Below are 16448 nucleotides of genomic sequence, written 5' to 3'. Positions count from 1 at the left end.
TGTGAAGCGATTGTTGAAAGTCTTAATGTGGTTAATGGCTGCGGTTGCAATTTTAGTATTGGCTGTCATCATTGCATTTACTGTATCGGTCAAACCGAGTGTATTCCTCATTCAAAGGCTATTTGATCAACCGGTAATCATAGCTGCCCAGTAGATTTGCAGCAAATCGCATCCATTCAATCGGATGATAAGTTCATGAAGTTTTTTGTCAATACGGTTGCCCGTGTATTGATTGGAACAAAAGACTGGAAAATAGTCATGAAATCAGGCAAGCCTCTCTACCGAATTACATTACCGTGAACTTTCCACCAACGTATATAACCGATGGGAATGCTTTTTCATTCCAAGAGCAGGGGATGGCATTAGTAGAATAGCTACAATCCCTCAAAATCCCGGTGGAGGCCTTGTTTTTTAATGACGTAGAGAAGGAGTTTTTCCACGAGTATCAGTTTGACTACCCGTTGGATGAAGCGAAAGAGAGCTTGCAACAGACAATCGATTTTATTGACAGACAGCTGAAGCGATGAACAAGGTGTTTTGAAAGTACTTTGCTAGCAAGAGGGGAACGTTTAGAACAACTTAATAGAGAAAACCGAGAAAACCGAAAACGGATTCGACAGATTACCTAAATCAATTCGGATTTCAATCAGAAGCTGGCACTCTAAGCAAGTAGATCATACGAAACAGAAAAGCGTTAATCCTACAAAGGATGCTGCTTTTCTTTTTGTGTGTCTGGAATTTTTCGTGATGAGATAGGCAAGTGTGACGCGTTCTTCTTTCATTACGTCTAAGTGGATAGAAAGAGGGAGGGAACGTTTTTGGAACAGGCAGACTTGGAAAATTGGTTTGATAAATATAGTGATTCGGTCTTAACGTACATACTGTTAATGGTTCGAGATTATCAGCAAGCAGAGGATTTGACTCAGGAAACATTCATAAAAGCATATAGGCACCACCAACAATTTGAAAGCAGATCCTCAGTGAAAACTTGGTTATTTACGATTGCGCGGAACGTAACAACCGACTACTTTCGAAAGAAGCATCCGCTGCAACATTATTTCGGTTTGACGTTGGAAGCGAAAGATAACGAACCAGTTCCGGAACAGCTGGTTGCGATGAATTTTCAAAACGAACAATTGTACCGCGCGATTCAGCAATTAAAACCGACTTACCGACAAGTTATCATTTTACGGAAGTTAAAGGAATTTTCAACAGAAGAAACCGCGCTCATTCTAAAGTGGTCCGAGAGTAAAGTGAAAATGACGTTAAAACGAGCGCTGGAAAAACTTAAACGGGACATGAGTGAAGGGGGAGTTACGCATGAAGTGTTTAGATGAGCAGCTGCGTGAATTAGAAGCACAATTACACATGACAGATAAATCAAAAATGCAATTAAGAAACCGTATTTTGCATAATACTCATGCCAAGACGAGACACCGCTTCAAATCTTTTGGCTGGATTGCTGTCGCTTGTATAGTTTTGATTTTTACGTCGCCCATTTACTCGCCTACCGCAGCACGTGTCGTTTCCAAGATCATTCCGATTTCAATAACACCTAGTTTTTCGGATGGTTCGTATAACCCTGATTTAACATCTCAGCTTTTTGATTTCGTTACGAGAGAAGGGTATGATGTGAATTTCATAGGAGTGTCACCCTCGCCTTATACCGTTGAGGTTTCGCTCGTTTTGAAAGCGTCTGCTTTAACTAAAGCAACCGAAGATTTGGAACCGAAAATAACGGATTATTTATATAACAACGGCTATGACCAGTTTGATTTAAAAATATCAAGTGTGACTGAAGAGCGAAGAGATACTAGGAGCGATGACACATTCAATTTATATGATCAAGTAAGTGAGATTGTGAAAGAAGTTTTCACATCCTACGGATATGCAAAAGAAGCAGACTATGAATTAACCGGACTAGAAAAAACGTGGTTTTCTCACATCGTCACAATCGATATGCCAGACCATATTCAGGAATCGGATAAAATTATTGAGGATATTGAAAATGAAATAAAGGCAAAGAATCTAGATGTTAAAGATGTTAAAGTGCATAGCTTCAATCTCAAGCACCGTCAACAAGACAATCGCTGGGCATATGTAGCATCTGATTTATATGATGCGATGGCCGGGAAGTCTGCTTATCAAGTTACAGGTATGTCGTATAAGGTGAAAAATGGTGCTGCCTTCGTCACCATTAATACTGAATTGAATAAACCGCTTCCCGAAGAAGTAATAGAAGAAATCCAAAACGCGATACAAGAATATTTTGAGTTACCGGAGACGAAAGAACAAATTGGAGACGACCCTTTTACCATTCAATTTTTACTGAATAACAAAAAGGCATTTATTACAATAACAAACTAAGTACACTCAATTAATGCATTTTAGAGAAAGCTGAAAGGACACGAGTTACGGTCCTTTCAGTTTTTTTATAATTCCAGGCCCAAAAAAACTAGGAATTTAATAATCGGAAGCTGGCACTTTAACTTACAGCGCGTGCCGTAAGTAGTCAATCTACATGCGTAGACGCTTAATTATTCAAGCCTCTGACGTGGGTTCGACTCGTTTTGGCTCTATGTAACTTGACAAAAATGTAAAAGAGGAGTACTATATTTTAGCTATAGAAACAAAATTATTTTAACATAACTTTTTCAATAGAAGGTTGGTGTTTACATGAGAAAACAATGGAATGTTAAAGATTTTCTATTACACAACTTTTTAGGAATATATGCAGTAGCTGTATTGATGTTATGGATGAAAACATATATCGCTCAAGCCACACAGTTTGAGCTAGGAGTAGAAGGACCTCTTCAGCAATTCCTTTTACTGCTAAATCCGCTCGGTTCAGCATTGCTATTTCTAGGAATTTCATTTTTGTTTAAAGGAAAGAAAAAATATACAGTGCTCGTCGTCATGTACATGCTCATGTCGATTCTTTTATATGCGAATGTCGTCTATTACCGGTTTTTCAGTGATTTCATTACAATTCCTACCCTTATGCAAACGCAGAATTTCGGGGATTTGGGCGGAAGTGTTCTGTCCCTGCTAAAACCTTATGATATTTTGTTCTTTGTGGATGTATTCGTCATGATGTACCTTCGATTTTCACGTAAGGTACAAAAAGAGACAAATCGTGTAGGATCTAAAAAAGCGGCCGCCATTATTGCTGTCGCCTTAGTAATTTCTATCATCAATCTAGGGCTCGCTGAATCGAGCCGTCCTCAACTGTTGACTCGAGGTTTTGACCGAAACTATATTGTGAAATATCTAGGGATGTATAATTACACGATTTATGACTCGGTGGAAACGGCGGCAGCGTCATCGCAAAGAGCTTTGGCGGATAGCAGTGATCTTACAGAAGTGATCAACTATACACAATCTGCTTACGCCGAACCGAATCCATCCTATTTTGGGGCAGCCAAAGGAATGAACGTCATCTATTTGCATTTAGAATCATTCCAAAACTTTTTGATTAACTACAAATTGAACGGAGAAGAAGTTACACCGTTTTTAAATTCATTAACAAAAGATAAGAATACGGCGTATTTCGATAACTTCTTCCACCAAACAAGCCAAGGCAAAACGTCCGATGCGGAATTCATGTTGGAGAACTCCCTATTTGGGCTGCCGCAAGGATCTGCTTTTATAACGAAAGCACAAAATACGTACCAAGCGGCCCCAAGTATCTTAAAGGATTACGGTTATACATCCGCTGTCTTCCACGGTAATAACGGCAGCTTCTGGAATCGAAATACCATTTATAAAGAATTTGGATTCGACCATTTCTTTGATGCGAGTTATTATGATACGAGTGACCCAATTGACATGGCGGAATATGGATTGTTGGACAAACCGTTCTATGAGCAATCTGAAAGTATGTTGAGTTCACTGCCGCAACCTTTTTATACGAAATTCATTACGGTTGGAAACCACTATCCGTATGCTATGAATCAAGACTTAGTGACAATCGATAAAGCACAGACTGGGGACGCCAGTGTGGACGATTATTTCCAAACTGCGCGGTATACAGACGAAGCGATTGAAAAAGTCTTCACTCGATTAAAGGAAATGGGCTTATATGATAACTCGGTCATTGTTCTGTATGGCGACCATTATGGCATTTCCGAGAATCATAAAAGAGCGATGGCAAAAATCATGGGAAAAGAAATTACCCCTTATGAAAGTGCAAACTTGCAGCGCGTTCCTTTATTCATACATGTTCCTGGAATGAAAGGCGGCATCAACCACACGTATGGCGGCCAGACAGACCTTCTTCCGACATTATTGCATTTGCTTGGAATTGATACGAAGGACTTTGTTCAATTCGGTTCCGATTTATTCTCGGAAGAGCATAATGAAGTTGTCCCGTTTCGAAATGGCGATTTTATCAGCCCAACGATTGATTCAATTAATGAAAAGTTTTATGATAATCAAACAGGCTTACCACTCGACGAACGTCAAATGGAGCGTGCCAATGCATTGAAAAAAGAAGTGGATTATAAATTGGAGCTTTCCGATAAAGTCGTGAATGGCGACTTATTGAGATTTTATACGCCAAACGGGTATACTCCTGTCGATTCTTCTCAGTATAACTACACTAAAGATGCAGATGTACAATCAAACGAATGACATATCGCAGTAGAAGAAGCATGTTCTCTCTTAATGGAGAGGGTGTGCTTCTTTTTGATTGCCCATCAACATGATATATTAAAAAACAGCCGAATGGAGAGGTGCACTTCGTTATCTTCAAAGCGTTTTACATTTTGCTATATCCCTGGTGTGGGGAGCGTTTCATCAAATAAATATTGGTAGGAATAATGGACAAAGCGATCCATAAAATCTAAATTATTCCATACGTGAAATGAATTTGAAACGTAATTCCTGATCTCACGTTCCAGAAGACAGAGAACCACCGTCACTCTCCGCTTCACTTTTTTCGTTTCCGGAGGAGTGCAATTCCCAGTAATGCAAGTGGAATAACGAATTGGACGAGTAACGCCAAAGGGACAAATGTGCCGACCGTATATCTTGTGAAATCCATTTGCCTTGGAAGTGACCAAAAGCTAAATATAAAGACTAAAATTCCTAACGGCCAGATAATCGAACGATAGCTGGAGAGATTTAACAATTGTGCTGTGCCTAGCGAAACAACATAATAAAAGACAGAAATTTTCACAAAAGCTCCAACAATCCAAATGGCCATGACGATAGCTTCTACGTTATCAATAAACTCACCGACTCGGACATATTTGGCAACATTCAACAGTGGATAAATTTTTGAATCTGTCGTTGGACCTAGTATAAAAAGAACGATTAAATCAACGACCACGAACGTAACCATGACAGCAACAACGGACAGCATTCCAAATCTTTTGCCCTTTTCACCATCCGTTAAAAAAGGGAAGAAGAAGGAAAGGAGAAAAAATTCCGTGAACCATGCGCTAGGGACAATTGCCCCCTTGATAGGAGGTATTATACCATCCGCTAATATTGGAAAGATATTTCGATATTCTAAGTCTGGCAACAATAAGAAAATCATTATGAATTGTGGAAGAATGAAAAAGGGGACGAAAATTATTGCGACCCTTCCTAATACTTCTAACCCTCCACGAACGGCAAGGGCACATGTGAAAATCATCATTGTAATAATTACACTGATTGGCGTATCATCTAGGAAAGAGGTAGTAATAAATTGAGCATATTCTCTGACGATTTGTCCGGTTGAGCTAAGATATAAAAATAAGATAATAATACCAAAGATTTTCCCAGTAAACTTACCAATAATTTGCTCACTATATTGGATCACTGTTTGCTTAGGATAAAGCTCATGCAATTTATATACGATATACACGGTAGCAAAACCGAGAAGAGATGCCAGAATAGGAGAGATCCAGAAATCCGTTTTCGCATATTTCGCAGTAATGGATGGTAACGAAAGAATAACGGTAGCCAAAATTGCCGGGTAGATCATAATTGCCATCTGAAGGGAGGAGATTTTACCTTTTTCCATTCATTTTCTCCTTTCCAATGTTAGTAAATGCAGATTTATGCTGAAGGTACATTTTCCCACCGGACAAAGCAAACTTCTATGAGGACCATCGCACATTCGTTATTCGACTTCCATAAATTTACTAAATGGATGAAAAATTGCTTCTAGCCATGTTATTGGACCCGGTATATTGGGGAGATCAAATAGAGACAGACCCAATCCGATGGAAAGCAGCACGATAAATACCCATTTGTCCTTTTTCGGATCTTGTTTCATTTTCGGCCATTCAAACAAAATAATGATTGCGATAACGACCAACGTGATAAAGAAAACTCCCCATCTCAATTTTTCTTCACCTCATCCTCTGGTAATCCCCCTGGTCTGCTAATACTACCTCCATGACGGATATTTGTCTTAATCTCAAAAATCACCTCAACTTCAGGGTATATTTCATCCCATTCTTTTTGGGCCTGTCTCATTTGCTGCGGATATTTTCGATAAAATTCGTTGGCAAAATCGGTAACATCTGCTTTGAACTTATGCTGTACTTTCTCAAGTGCAAGCTCAATCCGACTTTTAATTGCTTCTTGATACTCCTTTTCTACCTTATTTACGATAGCAGGCTTTGACATATCCAGCTTTGTTTCATTTTGAAAGATTGAGCCTTCTGTTTTTACTTTCACACGCATTCTCCATGTTCCATTTTTGATTTGTGGATGCAGTTTGACTCTAGAGGTGACAGGATAAATAGATACGAGCCCTTCCTCTCCTTCTAGTTTTATATTCACTGTAGCCTTTATGATCTCATCACGTAACCATAATAAGCCTCTCGTTTCTTTTTCTGTAATCTTCCCAACCATTTTATCCTTTCGAAAAATAGCGGATCCATCTATTTGGACAAACTGTATTGGTTCCCCTTGTGTTATTTCCTGATATCCAATCCGAACATATGGTAATGCAACAGCTTGACTCATCCCAGTTAACATAATATCTAAATCCTTAATCGTCACACCTATTCCTGATCCAAAATCCATTAATGCTCGCATCGACTCCGCCGAGTATCGTTCTAAAGTAGTAGGTACATCCAAAAGGCTCTTTGCATCCCCCTCGCTCACAAAGACAAAGGCATTCTCCTTTATTTGAGGTATACGTTGCAAGAAATCCAAGTGTTCTTGGATCCCTTCCTCTGCTAATTTTTCTCCAAAGATGAACACGTCCGTTTGACCCCAAAAGAGTTTGCGCGGTAGTTTTCCCTGTAGTTTAGATAGTGCATCTGAAATATTACTCCCTACTTGTCCCGCTGACGTTATAACTTTGTCTCCTCCACTACCTTGGCCACCACCGGCACTAAAGGATTTAGGTACAAATACTTGGACGGTGACTTCGATTTGCTTATCGTCTGTTATATCGATGGCTACTGCAGTAACAATGGACAAATCATTAACTTCTGTCCGATCCCAGCATCCACTTAATAAAAGGATAGAAATCATAAAAAGGATTAAAAGGATTTTTCCTCTTTTCCGATTGTTTTGTTCCTTTTCCTTTACCATCATGATTATTTCCCATCCTCTAAGGTTCAACTTGTTTCGCCGCCTTTTACGGGGTTAGGTTTTTGTTTAGGGGACTGTCGACTTACATTGGCTTCCCCAGTTAGATGTGGACGTGTATTCATCTTCCACAATGGAGCCCTCCATAGTACATCCTTTAACTCACTTGTTTTTAATGGTGCTAGCGGCGTTAAATAGGGAACACCAAACGATCTTAATGTACATAAATGAATAACGATTACAATAATACCGATCATCATACCAAGTAATCCTAATGTACTAGCAAGTAGCATAACTGGAAAACGTAGCATCCGGATTGCAAGTCCAGCCGCGTAACGTGGTATCAAAAAAGAGGCGATGCCCGTTACTGCTACGACAATAACCATTGGTGCAGATACCAATCCCGCTTGGACCGCAGCCTGTCCAATTACAAGTGCGCCGACAATACTGACAGCGGAACCAATTTGCTTCGGTAAACGAACCCCCGCCTCCCTTAGTGCTTCAAACATAATTTCCATTATCAGTGCTTCCAATAAGGCTGGAAAAGGTACCGCCTCTCTTGATGCCGCAAAGCTTAGCAGTAATTCAGACGGTACCATTTCTTGATGAAACGTCAATATAGCTATATAAAGAGAAGGTAACAATAGAGAGATGATTAGGAAAAAGTGGCGTATCAAGCGAATAAATGTACTGACCATGAAACGATGATAATAATCCTCTTGTGATTGTAGCAATGAAAAGAATGAAATAGGTCCAATTAAACTAAACGGTGTTCCATCTACTAAAATTGCCGCTCTTCCTTCAAGCAAATTTGCACAGACAATATCTGGTCGCTCTGTCGATAATATTTGAGGAAATGGAGAGTAAGGGTTGTCCTCAATCAATTCTTCAATATATTCGCTTTCTAAAATTCCATCAATTTCAATTCGGTTTAACCGATTTTTAATCTCTTCAATCAGCGTTTTATCTACAATTCCTTCAATATATAAAAGAGCAATCGACGTTTTCGTATATCGTCCGATTTTCATAGTTTCTATTTTAAGCGAGGGGCTTTTAATGATGCGACGCACAAGCGATGTACCTACCTGCAGGTTTTCCGTAAATCCCTCTCGTGAACCTCTGATTACTCCTTCCGCGACAGGCTCCTCAATAGAACGCTTTTCAAATTTAACCAATCCCAAAGAAAACGCATCGCCTTCGTTTAATAGAATGGGATTTCCTGATAAGATTGAGTCTATACAATGATCCAATACTTCCATTTTCTTCACTTGGGCTAGGGGCAATTTTGTTTCAAGAAATGTTTGTAGTGGCTGCTCATCATCAGCAATTTCAGGCATCAGTGGAGCTAGAACAGATTTCTCAATTCCCTCTACATTAGAAAGCCCCTCAATGTAAATAATCATTGATTTCCTTTTGCCAAAAAGTAAAAAAGGACGAAATACAACATCAGAGCTCTTTTCAAAAATGGAATGAAAGTTTTTTACATTACGGTCGAAATTAGGATCTAGTTTTACCTGCGCTATATTTTCTCCCTGTTCTTGCTGAGATTGCGTCTGCGTTTTTATATAAACTGGCCGTCCTAACAATTTATTAACACGTCGAATCAATCGAATCCCACCTTCATTTTTAGGAAATCCACGAAGAGAACAGGCATTAAAAATGCCCTGAATTCCCAACATCCAATAATCTAATGTATCCATTTAAGTGCAACGAGGTTATTTGAAAATAATTTTCAATTTTGTTCTCTTGATACAAGGGGACAAACCAAAGATGATAATAAAAAAACCCTAATTAGTAGGGTTATCGAAATTTAGAATTGTTATACGCATATTATTAATATTGTTTTCCGTAACACTCACTCTGTTATTATTATAGGATATGCTTGATATGGTTGGCAGGCCAAGAAGAATTAGATGGAGTTGGCGGAGTAAGTGAACTGTGTTATGAGCCATTATTTGGTCAGACTTTACCATACAATCCACATCTAAAATTCCATTGAAACCATATGTCTATCTTGTTGCTCTTAGCTATATTTGAAAGGAGGGAGGGGAGTCCATAAAGCCTAAGCGTTCGGATTCGTGAATATATCGCGACCATAATGTTATCCAACTACGATGATCAGCAACAGGGCAATTAATTTAAGTTCAAGCCCTTTTAGTCCACACTGTAAGAACCAAACGATAAATGACATTATTTCTATTTTGAACTTTACCATCAATTATATCGAAGAAAACCGAAGAAATTTGTATTTCCATACCTCATTCTTGCCATACTAACAGTTATTAGATATCAAAAGGGTGAAGTTATGGTTATTAGGATTTTAATTTCTGTAGGAATAGTTTTTCTTGCTCTAGTCGGTTTGTATTGGTGGGGTTTGAAAACTCCAACACAAGACTTAAACGAAGTTTCAGTTACGCCAACTTCAAAACCTGTAGTTTTATTAGTAATTGACTCACTGATGGATGAACCGTTACAAAAAGCAATCAAAGAAGGAGAAGCTCCTGCTTTAGAATTCTTTATGAAGCACGGTCAATACGTTCCTGATACCGTTAGCTCTTATCCTACTATGTCAGTTACAATTGACAGTACATTATTAACTGGAGAGTACGCAGAAGCGCATAAAGTACCTGGTCTGATTTGGTTCAAGCAAGGTGAAAATCGATTAATAAATTATGGGACAGGAATAAAAGAAGTACGTAAGCACGGAGTAAAGCAGGTAATAAATGACGGCTTAATTCATTTAAATCAAGAGCATTTAAGCGAGGATGTAATCACTATTCATGAAGAGTTGGCGAGCACCGGGATCCAATCCGCATCGATCAACGGGCTTGTTTATCGTTCGGTCTCTCCTCAACGATTAACCATTCCCAAACTCGCATCTATGGCAAAACTCATCCCTCATAACTTAGAAATCAACGGACCACCCCTTCTGTCATTGGGGAGCATCTCACAATACAACCCTGAAAATAATCAAAACAATCAAATCTGGAGGAAAATGGGGTTCAATGATCGATTTACTGCAAATGAATTGAGTTACCTCATTCGAAAAGAAAAAATACCTCCTTTTACCTTTGCCTACTTCCCGGATTTAGATAAGAAGGTTCATGACAACGGACCAATGGAAACGGACGGAATTGAGGAATTGGATAAACAACTCCAATCTATTCTAAATTCGTACAAAACTTGGGATGAAGCGATTCAGAAAACCATCTGGATTGTGTATGGCGACAGTGGGCAAACTTCTATTTTGAACGACCGCGATGTCTCTCTTATCGATTTACAATCTTTATTAGAAAAATACCGTATTTTGAATATAAAGGACACCATTGATAAACAAGATGAACTTGTGCTAGCTGTAAATGAACGTATGGCTTACATTTACTTAATTAATGAGCAAATCAGTTATACAGATATAATTTCAGAGTTAAAAAAAGATGAAAAAATTGGTTTTATCGCGTGGAAAGAGAATGATGTAAATCATGTGGTTACTGCTGGATCAGATGAGAAACTCACATTTTTACCGGATGGTAAGTATATCGATTCCTACAATCAATCTTGGGCATTGAATGGATCCAGCGCACTATTGGATTTGTCCATAAATGATCAAAATGAAATCCAATACGGCGATTATCCCGATGCGCTTGCAAGACTGGATGGAGCACTCCACTCCCATGAGGGCCGTTTCGTTGTTATCGATGCAAAACCAGGGTATGAATTCATCGGAAAACATAGTCCTACCCATGTAGGCGGAGGTGGACACGGATCCTTACACAAAGATGATTCATTAACACCGCTCATCATCGTTGGAACTGAAAGCAAACCTCAGCATAATCGTTTAGTGGATTTTAAAGACTGGATACTTGAGTTGATCAAAAAACAAGGTGAGTGAAAGGTACTTTCACTCACCTTGTGATTACAAAGCTGATGGCAATGTCAAATGATGAAGTGTAATTTCCGGACGACTCCCAAAACGGATATTAAGGCCCGTCTGTCCCAATCCTTCACTGATATAAAATGGTTTTCCCTCGTGTTTATGCAACCCCTTTATCATATTTAAGCTTACCAGTTTCCCCATTTTTACAAGATGATAAGGTTTTGGCCAATGAATTTGTCCACCGTGAAAGTGACCAGAAAGTAAATAATCATACGGGACATTTTTCATAGTAAGCACTATATTCGGATCATGCGTTAATACAAGATTGTACCCATTCGTAAGACCCTCATAAGACTTATCCACGTTACTTCGGTTCGTACAAAAATCATCTATACCGATGATGTTGATTTTTTGCCCATTATTCCATAACACATCATTTTCATTTATCATTGTTTTACAGCCATTCTCATCTAATAGCTGCTTTAATTTAATGAAATCGGGGTTCCGTAAAACATAATCATGGTTTCCAAACACTGCATAAATACCATGTTTAGCATTTAGTTCATTCAACACTTTTACATAGGGTAGTAGTTTAGGAATCGTACGTTTGCGATCTAAAAAATCACCCGTTAAAGCAATTAGATCGATTGACTGATCGATTAGAATGGAATAAAGATGTGAAGGTGTTACCGATATATTTTCAAGATGCATATCGGAAATGTGGAGTACACGAAAAGGTTCTCCCACTACTTGTGTGGTCGCATCTGATTGATTTATGAACACATTGTTAACTAAAACCTGCTTAGTATTTTTATACCCTTTTATAAAAGTTACGGCCAGGATAGCTACAATGAAAATAGTAAACAAAATAAACATGTAAAATCTCCTCCCCCTATCAAATATAATATAGAGGAGGTTCTATTGTTAGCTGTAATTTATGGAATTGATACATAAATTAATACCGATACAATATTCTATTTATATTAATAATATGAAGGAAAATAATGCTTAGGATATTGAATGTCTGTTTTCCGATACTAAAGACGGTTCAAAAAACCATCATGAAAGGAGATGATTGGAATGCGGTTATTTACTTTAGGTGCCATCGGGGCAGCTGCGATTTACGGTGTTGTTAAAGGAATGAAAAATGGTACATTGAAACAACTTGTACAAAATATCCCGAACCAATTAAATGTGCAGAACTTACAGCAATTGGCGAAACCGTTGCAACAAATGACGCAGCCGTTACAAGGGATGACCACTAACGATTTAACCAAAAACCTACCAAAACAGCAAGGCTAATCATTTAGTCCATTTTCTAAAAAACGCCTATAGGCTATGCACGTAATCGCAAAGCATGCCTATAGGCTTTTTTTACGCAATCTTCTTTGTAATCGTACCATATTTTTCACATATGACACCCTTTGACATAAATAAGTATTGTGGTGTAGGCTTCTTTTCTCTTTTTGATGAGGAAGAAAATGTATGGATTGGGTAAAGTGCCATCCGTTTAAACCACAAATACAAAAGATTGGACAATGGAACAGATTCAAAACCTAAACGCGTATACCCTTTATCGATCATTGTAATACCGATGATTCCTTTGATTTCATTTTTGTTATAATGATGCGTAATAAAAAATGCAAGATCAGGCAAAGACGCTTGTACTTTCTTATAAAGGAAAATTGACTTTTTAAAATGATCATCCATGCATACCATTTCTTTCAGTATACGGACATTGTGCAAATGAATTTTAATGAGAAGGTCATTTTTTTGAATGATCGTTCCGTCTGAAAGAACAACTTCACGACCTTTATAACGGGTTAAACGAACTCGAAAAACATTCATATTTCCAGTAATTTGTTCGAGGCATTGTAAACGACTGCAGAAAAAGTAAACCGAGTCAAACAACCCCCATAAATGAATTAGACGCTGTTTCATCTCCACTTCCCTTTCAAGTGTAGTTTTAACGCCATTACATCTTTTAGGGTAACCATTTGTCATTCAACTATTTATAAATTCGTGTTGGATGAAATGATCAATGGGAAACATACTACAAATAAAGACTGGCGGGTGCATGTATGAATCGGATATTATTTCTGCCCTTCTTGCAAATATCATCAGGCCATCACCAAGTTGCAAATGGAATTATCCATTCTCTTCATAAAACAGATGAAGTATTTGAATGTGAAAAAATTGACATTTTGTCATATAGCTACGGACGCATTGAAGTGTTCATCTCAAAGTTCTACCTAAATTGGATTCATCACTTTCCCAACTTATATAGCTATCTCTATAAGAAATCGGCTTACAAAAATGTAGCTTTGAAAAAACGGTATTATTTGTATGAATGGCTGTTCTTATATTGGATGGAAAAGTTAGTGAAAGAAAAGAATCCGCAGCTGATTATTTGCACACATGCATTACCGTCCTATTTGTTGAACCGTTTAAAGCAAAAAGGGAAACTATCCATTCCAGTTATTAATGTCTATACCGATTATTTCATTAATCAGATATGGGGAATAGAATGTATCGACTCTCATTTCGTTCCAAATAAAGAAATAAAAGAAGAATTAATAGAGCGCGGTGTCAAAGCTGATCATATTGTTGTTACGGGGATTCCAATTCATGATCATTTCAAGGAGCATGTGAATGTAAGGAAATCAGAAGGGGTAATTTCCGTATTACTATCGGGAGGGAATCTTGGTACAGGTTTACTAAAAACCTTTATTAAAACGCTACAACCTTCTGGAAAAATAAAGTATACGGTCCTTTGCGGGAAAAATACCAAGTTATTAAATTGGGTCAAACAATTAAATCATCCGTTTATTCAAGCGGTCCCTTATATTTCGTCAAAAGAAGAAATGAATGATCTCTACGATACGATTGATGCGATAATTACGAAGCCGGGGGGCGTGACGGTAAGCGAATGTTTATATAAGAAAATCCCTATCTTTGTTTATCATGAATTGCCAGGACAGGAAGAAATCAATTTACGTAATTTGAAAAACTGGGGGCTTGTGTATCACCTAAGACATTGGCAAGAAAGCCGAGATTTAGAGGAGAACATATTGAAGGTCTTGCATTGTGACAAGCAACAGAAACAGCTGATTAAGCGAATAGATAATTATCACCAACATTTATCAAAACGGGATATTTCTACCTTTGTTGAAAAGCTATTAGCTAATCATGGTACGACTTCCTAATATAAATTATTGTAAAGTGTTTAGACAACGACTAGGAGGCCATTCAAAATTGAAAGACCTCCTCTAATTTTCCATGTAGTAGGCAGCGGTTTAACATTATAAGTTTGCATAACGCTTTTCGTATTATCGAATAAAGTAGGGAAGGTCATCCCGTATTGTCCAGCGAATGTACGAACTTTAAAACCCGATTCAGCAATTTTGACTGCTAATATTTGTACACCCTGGTTTACCTAGTGTGCCAATCATAATGGAATTGACCCGATGTCTCAAATTTTAATGAGTCGGGAATTTATTTTTCTTCATTCAACTTGTTATTAATGGTATTCTGTAATTAAAAACACTAAATATTTCTACAAGATTTTAAATTCGTAAATTAACTGCATTGTTGGTTATTATTTGATAATATAGTAGGTATTGAAGGAAAAATGATAGAAAACAAAGGTTGGTTTCAGTGGAGTAATAGAATAACAGCAATTCCTTTTTAGTCTTTGTCCATTCAACATAGGGAGTGAAAGTATTGAAAGCTATTCATGTAGAATACTCACCGAACATTAACGGTGTTGTTCAAATTCCAGGTTCCAAAAATAGCTCATTGGCTCTACTTGCGGCAGCTTGTCTTACCGATGAAACCATAATCTTTCAAGGAATACCAAACATTGCAGATTTCCGCGTTATTTGTGAAATGGGAGAAGAAGTTGGTCTGAAAATTACACGTGAACTATCCGGAGATGTTTCCATTGATCCAAGAATGATTTTCACTACTGATTTCGACCCTGTAAAGTCTTCCTCATTTAGAACTGCTTATTATTTTGTTGGTGCATTACTTGCGAAGTATGGAAAAGTATCAGTAGGTTATCCTGGCGGCGATAATTTTGTCAGTCGACCAATGGATCAACATATTAAGGCGCTAGAAATGATGGGTGCTACGTTTACATATCATAAGGATTACTATGAGGTCGAAACAAAAGGATTACATGGGGCAACTATTTATTTTGATACGATCACTTCAGGGGCGACGATAAATGCAATGTTAGCTGCAGTAAGGGCTAAAGGTAAGACGGTGTTGTTGAATGCTGCACGTGACCCGGAAGTTATTGATACAGCGATTTTTCTAAAAACGATTGGCGCAAAAATAAGTGGGGCTGGAACGGACACTATTCGTATAACAGGAGTGAATCAGTTACATGGCGGAACGCATCGTGTAATTCCGGATCGTTTGATAGCAGGTTCATTCTTAATTGCCGCTGGTGTAGCAGGAGGGAATGTAACGGTAACCGATGTCATCCCAGAGCATTTAGGATCCTGTATTGCGAAGCTCGAAGAAATTGGAGTAGAGATCGATGTGCGAGATAACTCTATCACTGCAAATTCAACAGGAAAACTGGCTGCCTCACGAATTAGAACAGGTATGTATCCAAGTTTTGCAACAGACTTACAGCAACCAATGACAACCTTATTTACTCAAGCTTCAGGGAAAAGTATTGTAGCTGAAAAAATTTATCCGAATCGTTTTCAACATGTCGGTCAACTGAGAAAAATGGGAGCGGACATTAGAGTACGGTCAGGAGTTGCTTTTGTTAAAGGGAAAAGCAACTTGATGGGGACTGTAGTTTCTGCTTCAGATATTCGTGCTGGTATTTCATTGATTCTGGCAGGTATGGTTGCAGAAGGCACTACTTCCATTACTGGTGTTGAACATATTGAACGTGGTTATGAAGATGCCGTAAAAGCTTTTCAATCTCTAGGAGTTCGGATTAGAAAAGAAGATGTTAACTCTAGATTTGATAACCAGGTTTATGAGAGCATTCAAAAACGATGCATAAAGTAAA

General features: G+C 38.1%; 15 protein-coding genes and 1 pseudogene. 9 read left to right on the top strand and 7 right to left on the bottom strand.

Going from position 1 to position 16448, the window contains the following annotated elements; translation table 11 throughout:
- Positions 1–10: 10 nt before the first annotated feature.
- The 5 genes from AC0L13_RS14005 (at position 11) to ltaS (ending at position 4632) form a co-directional block, all read left to right on the top strand.
- Entirely contained in the window at positions 11–154 is a 144-nt protein-coding gene (locus AC0L13_RS14005) for a hypothetical protein (RefSeq protein ID WP_473640598.1), read from the top strand.
- Positions 155–404: 250 nt separating this feature from the next.
- Positions 405–527 carry a hypothetical protein gene (locus tag AC0L13_RS14000; protein WP_473640596.1) on the top strand — a complete coding sequence of 41 codons (123 nt, stop codon included), beginning with the start codon at positions 405–407 and terminating at the stop codon, positions 525–527.
- A gap of 291 nt (positions 528–818) precedes the next feature.
- The gene (locus AC0L13_RS13995; protein ID WP_473640594.1) at positions 819–1337 is read left to right on the top strand and encodes an RNA polymerase sigma factor; all 519 of its coding nucleotides are present in this window, start codon (positions 819–821) and stop codon (positions 1335–1337) included.
- Positions 1321–2367, top strand: coding sequence for a hypothetical protein (locus AC0L13_RS13990; RefSeq protein ID WP_473640592.1), 1047 nt, complete (start codon positions 1321–1323; stop codon positions 2365–2367). Before AC0L13_RS13995 ends, AC0L13_RS13990 begins: the two co-directional genes overlap by 17 nt.
- 309 nt (positions 2368–2676) lie before the next feature.
- The gene (gene ltaS, locus AC0L13_RS13985; RefSeq protein ID WP_473640590.1) at positions 2677–4632 is read left to right on the top strand and encodes a lipoteichoic acid synthase; all 1956 of its coding nucleotides are present in this window, start codon (positions 2677–2679) and stop codon (positions 4630–4632) included.
- A 298-nt stretch (positions 4633–4930) separates the two neighbouring features.
- Here the strand turns inward: ltaS and AC0L13_RS13980 are convergent, their stop codons facing one another.
- The 4 genes from AC0L13_RS13980 to AC0L13_RS13965 all read right to left on the bottom strand — a co-directional run bounded on the left by AC0L13_RS13980 (position 4931) and on the right by AC0L13_RS13965 (position 9239).
- Positions 4931–6013, bottom strand: coding sequence for a GerAB/ArcD/ProY family transporter (locus AC0L13_RS13980; RefSeq protein ID WP_473640588.1), 1083 nt, complete (start codon positions 6011–6013; stop codon positions 4931–4933).
- Between the two features lie 99 nt (positions 6014–6112).
- Positions 6113–6337 (bottom strand): hypothetical protein, encoded by a 225-nt coding sequence (locus AC0L13_RS13975; RefSeq protein ID WP_473640586.1) that lies wholly within the window; start codon positions 6335–6337, stop codon positions 6113–6115.
- Positions 6334–7545, bottom strand: coding sequence for a Ger(x)C family spore germination protein (locus AC0L13_RS13970; RefSeq protein WP_473640583.1), 1212 nt, complete (start codon positions 7543–7545; stop codon positions 6334–6336). Before AC0L13_RS13970 ends, AC0L13_RS13975 begins: the two co-directional genes overlap by 4 nt.
- A gap of 23 nt (positions 7546–7568) precedes the next feature.
- Positions 7569–9239, bottom strand: a complete 1671-nt coding sequence (locus AC0L13_RS13965; protein WP_473640581.1) for a spore germination protein — start codon at positions 9237–9239, stop codon at positions 7569–7571.
- Between the two features lie 605 nt (positions 9240–9844).
- On the opposite strand from AC0L13_RS13965, the gene AC0L13_RS13960 reads away from it, so the two are divergent.
- Positions 9845–11428 (top strand): alkaline phosphatase family protein, encoded by a 1584-nt coding sequence (locus AC0L13_RS13960; protein ID WP_473640579.1) that lies wholly within the window; start codon positions 9845–9847, stop codon positions 11426–11428.
- Positions 11429–11452: 24 nt separating this feature from the next.
- Here AC0L13_RS13960 and AC0L13_RS13955 read toward each other — a convergent pair whose 3' ends face one another.
- Positions 11453–12280 carry a metallophosphoesterase gene (locus AC0L13_RS13955; protein WP_473647017.1) on the bottom strand — a complete coding sequence of 276 codons (828 nt, stop codon included), beginning with the start codon at positions 12278–12280 and terminating at the stop codon, positions 11453–11455.
- A 213-nt stretch (positions 12281–12493) separates the two neighbouring features.
- Here AC0L13_RS13955 and AC0L13_RS13950 point away from each other — a divergent pair, with 213 nt between their 5' ends.
- The gene (locus AC0L13_RS13950; RefSeq protein ID WP_473640577.1) at positions 12494–12715 is read left to right on the top strand and encodes a hypothetical protein; all 222 of its coding nucleotides are present in this window, start codon (positions 12494–12496) and stop codon (positions 12713–12715) included.
- A 72-nt stretch (positions 12716–12787) separates the two neighbouring features.
- Here the strand turns inward: AC0L13_RS13950 and AC0L13_RS13945 are convergent, their stop codons facing one another.
- Positions 12788–13354, bottom strand: a complete 567-nt coding sequence (locus AC0L13_RS13945) for a YkoP family protein (RefSeq protein ID WP_473640575.1) — start codon at positions 13352–13354, stop codon at positions 12788–12790.
- Between the two features lie 140 nt (positions 13355–13494).
- Between AC0L13_RS13945 and AC0L13_RS13940 the strand changes: the two genes are divergently transcribed.
- A complete protein-coding gene (locus AC0L13_RS13940; protein WP_473640573.1) occupies positions 13495–14619 on the top strand; it encodes an MGDG synthase family glycosyltransferase in 1125 nt (374 codons plus the stop codon).
- A gap of 20 nt (positions 14620–14639) precedes the next feature.
- On the opposite strand, the pseudogene AC0L13_RS13935 reads toward AC0L13_RS13940, so the two are convergent.
- Positions 14640–14834: pseudogene (locus tag AC0L13_RS13935) on the bottom strand (thiol-disulfide oxidoreductase ResA); the annotation flags it as partial.
- A 302-nt stretch (positions 14835–15136) separates the two neighbouring features.
- Here AC0L13_RS13935 and murA point away from each other — a divergent pair.
- Entirely contained in the window at positions 15137–16447 is a 1311-nt protein-coding gene (murA, locus tag AC0L13_RS13930; RefSeq protein WP_473640571.1) for a UDP-N-acetylglucosamine 1-carboxyvinyltransferase, read from the top strand.
- Position 16448 lies beyond the last annotated feature (1 nt).

Source organism: Sporosarcina sp. QA0331 (assembly GCF_055808055.1).
Note: the sequence above shows the minus strand (reverse complement) of the source record. Positions and strands in the feature narration are given on the sequence as shown.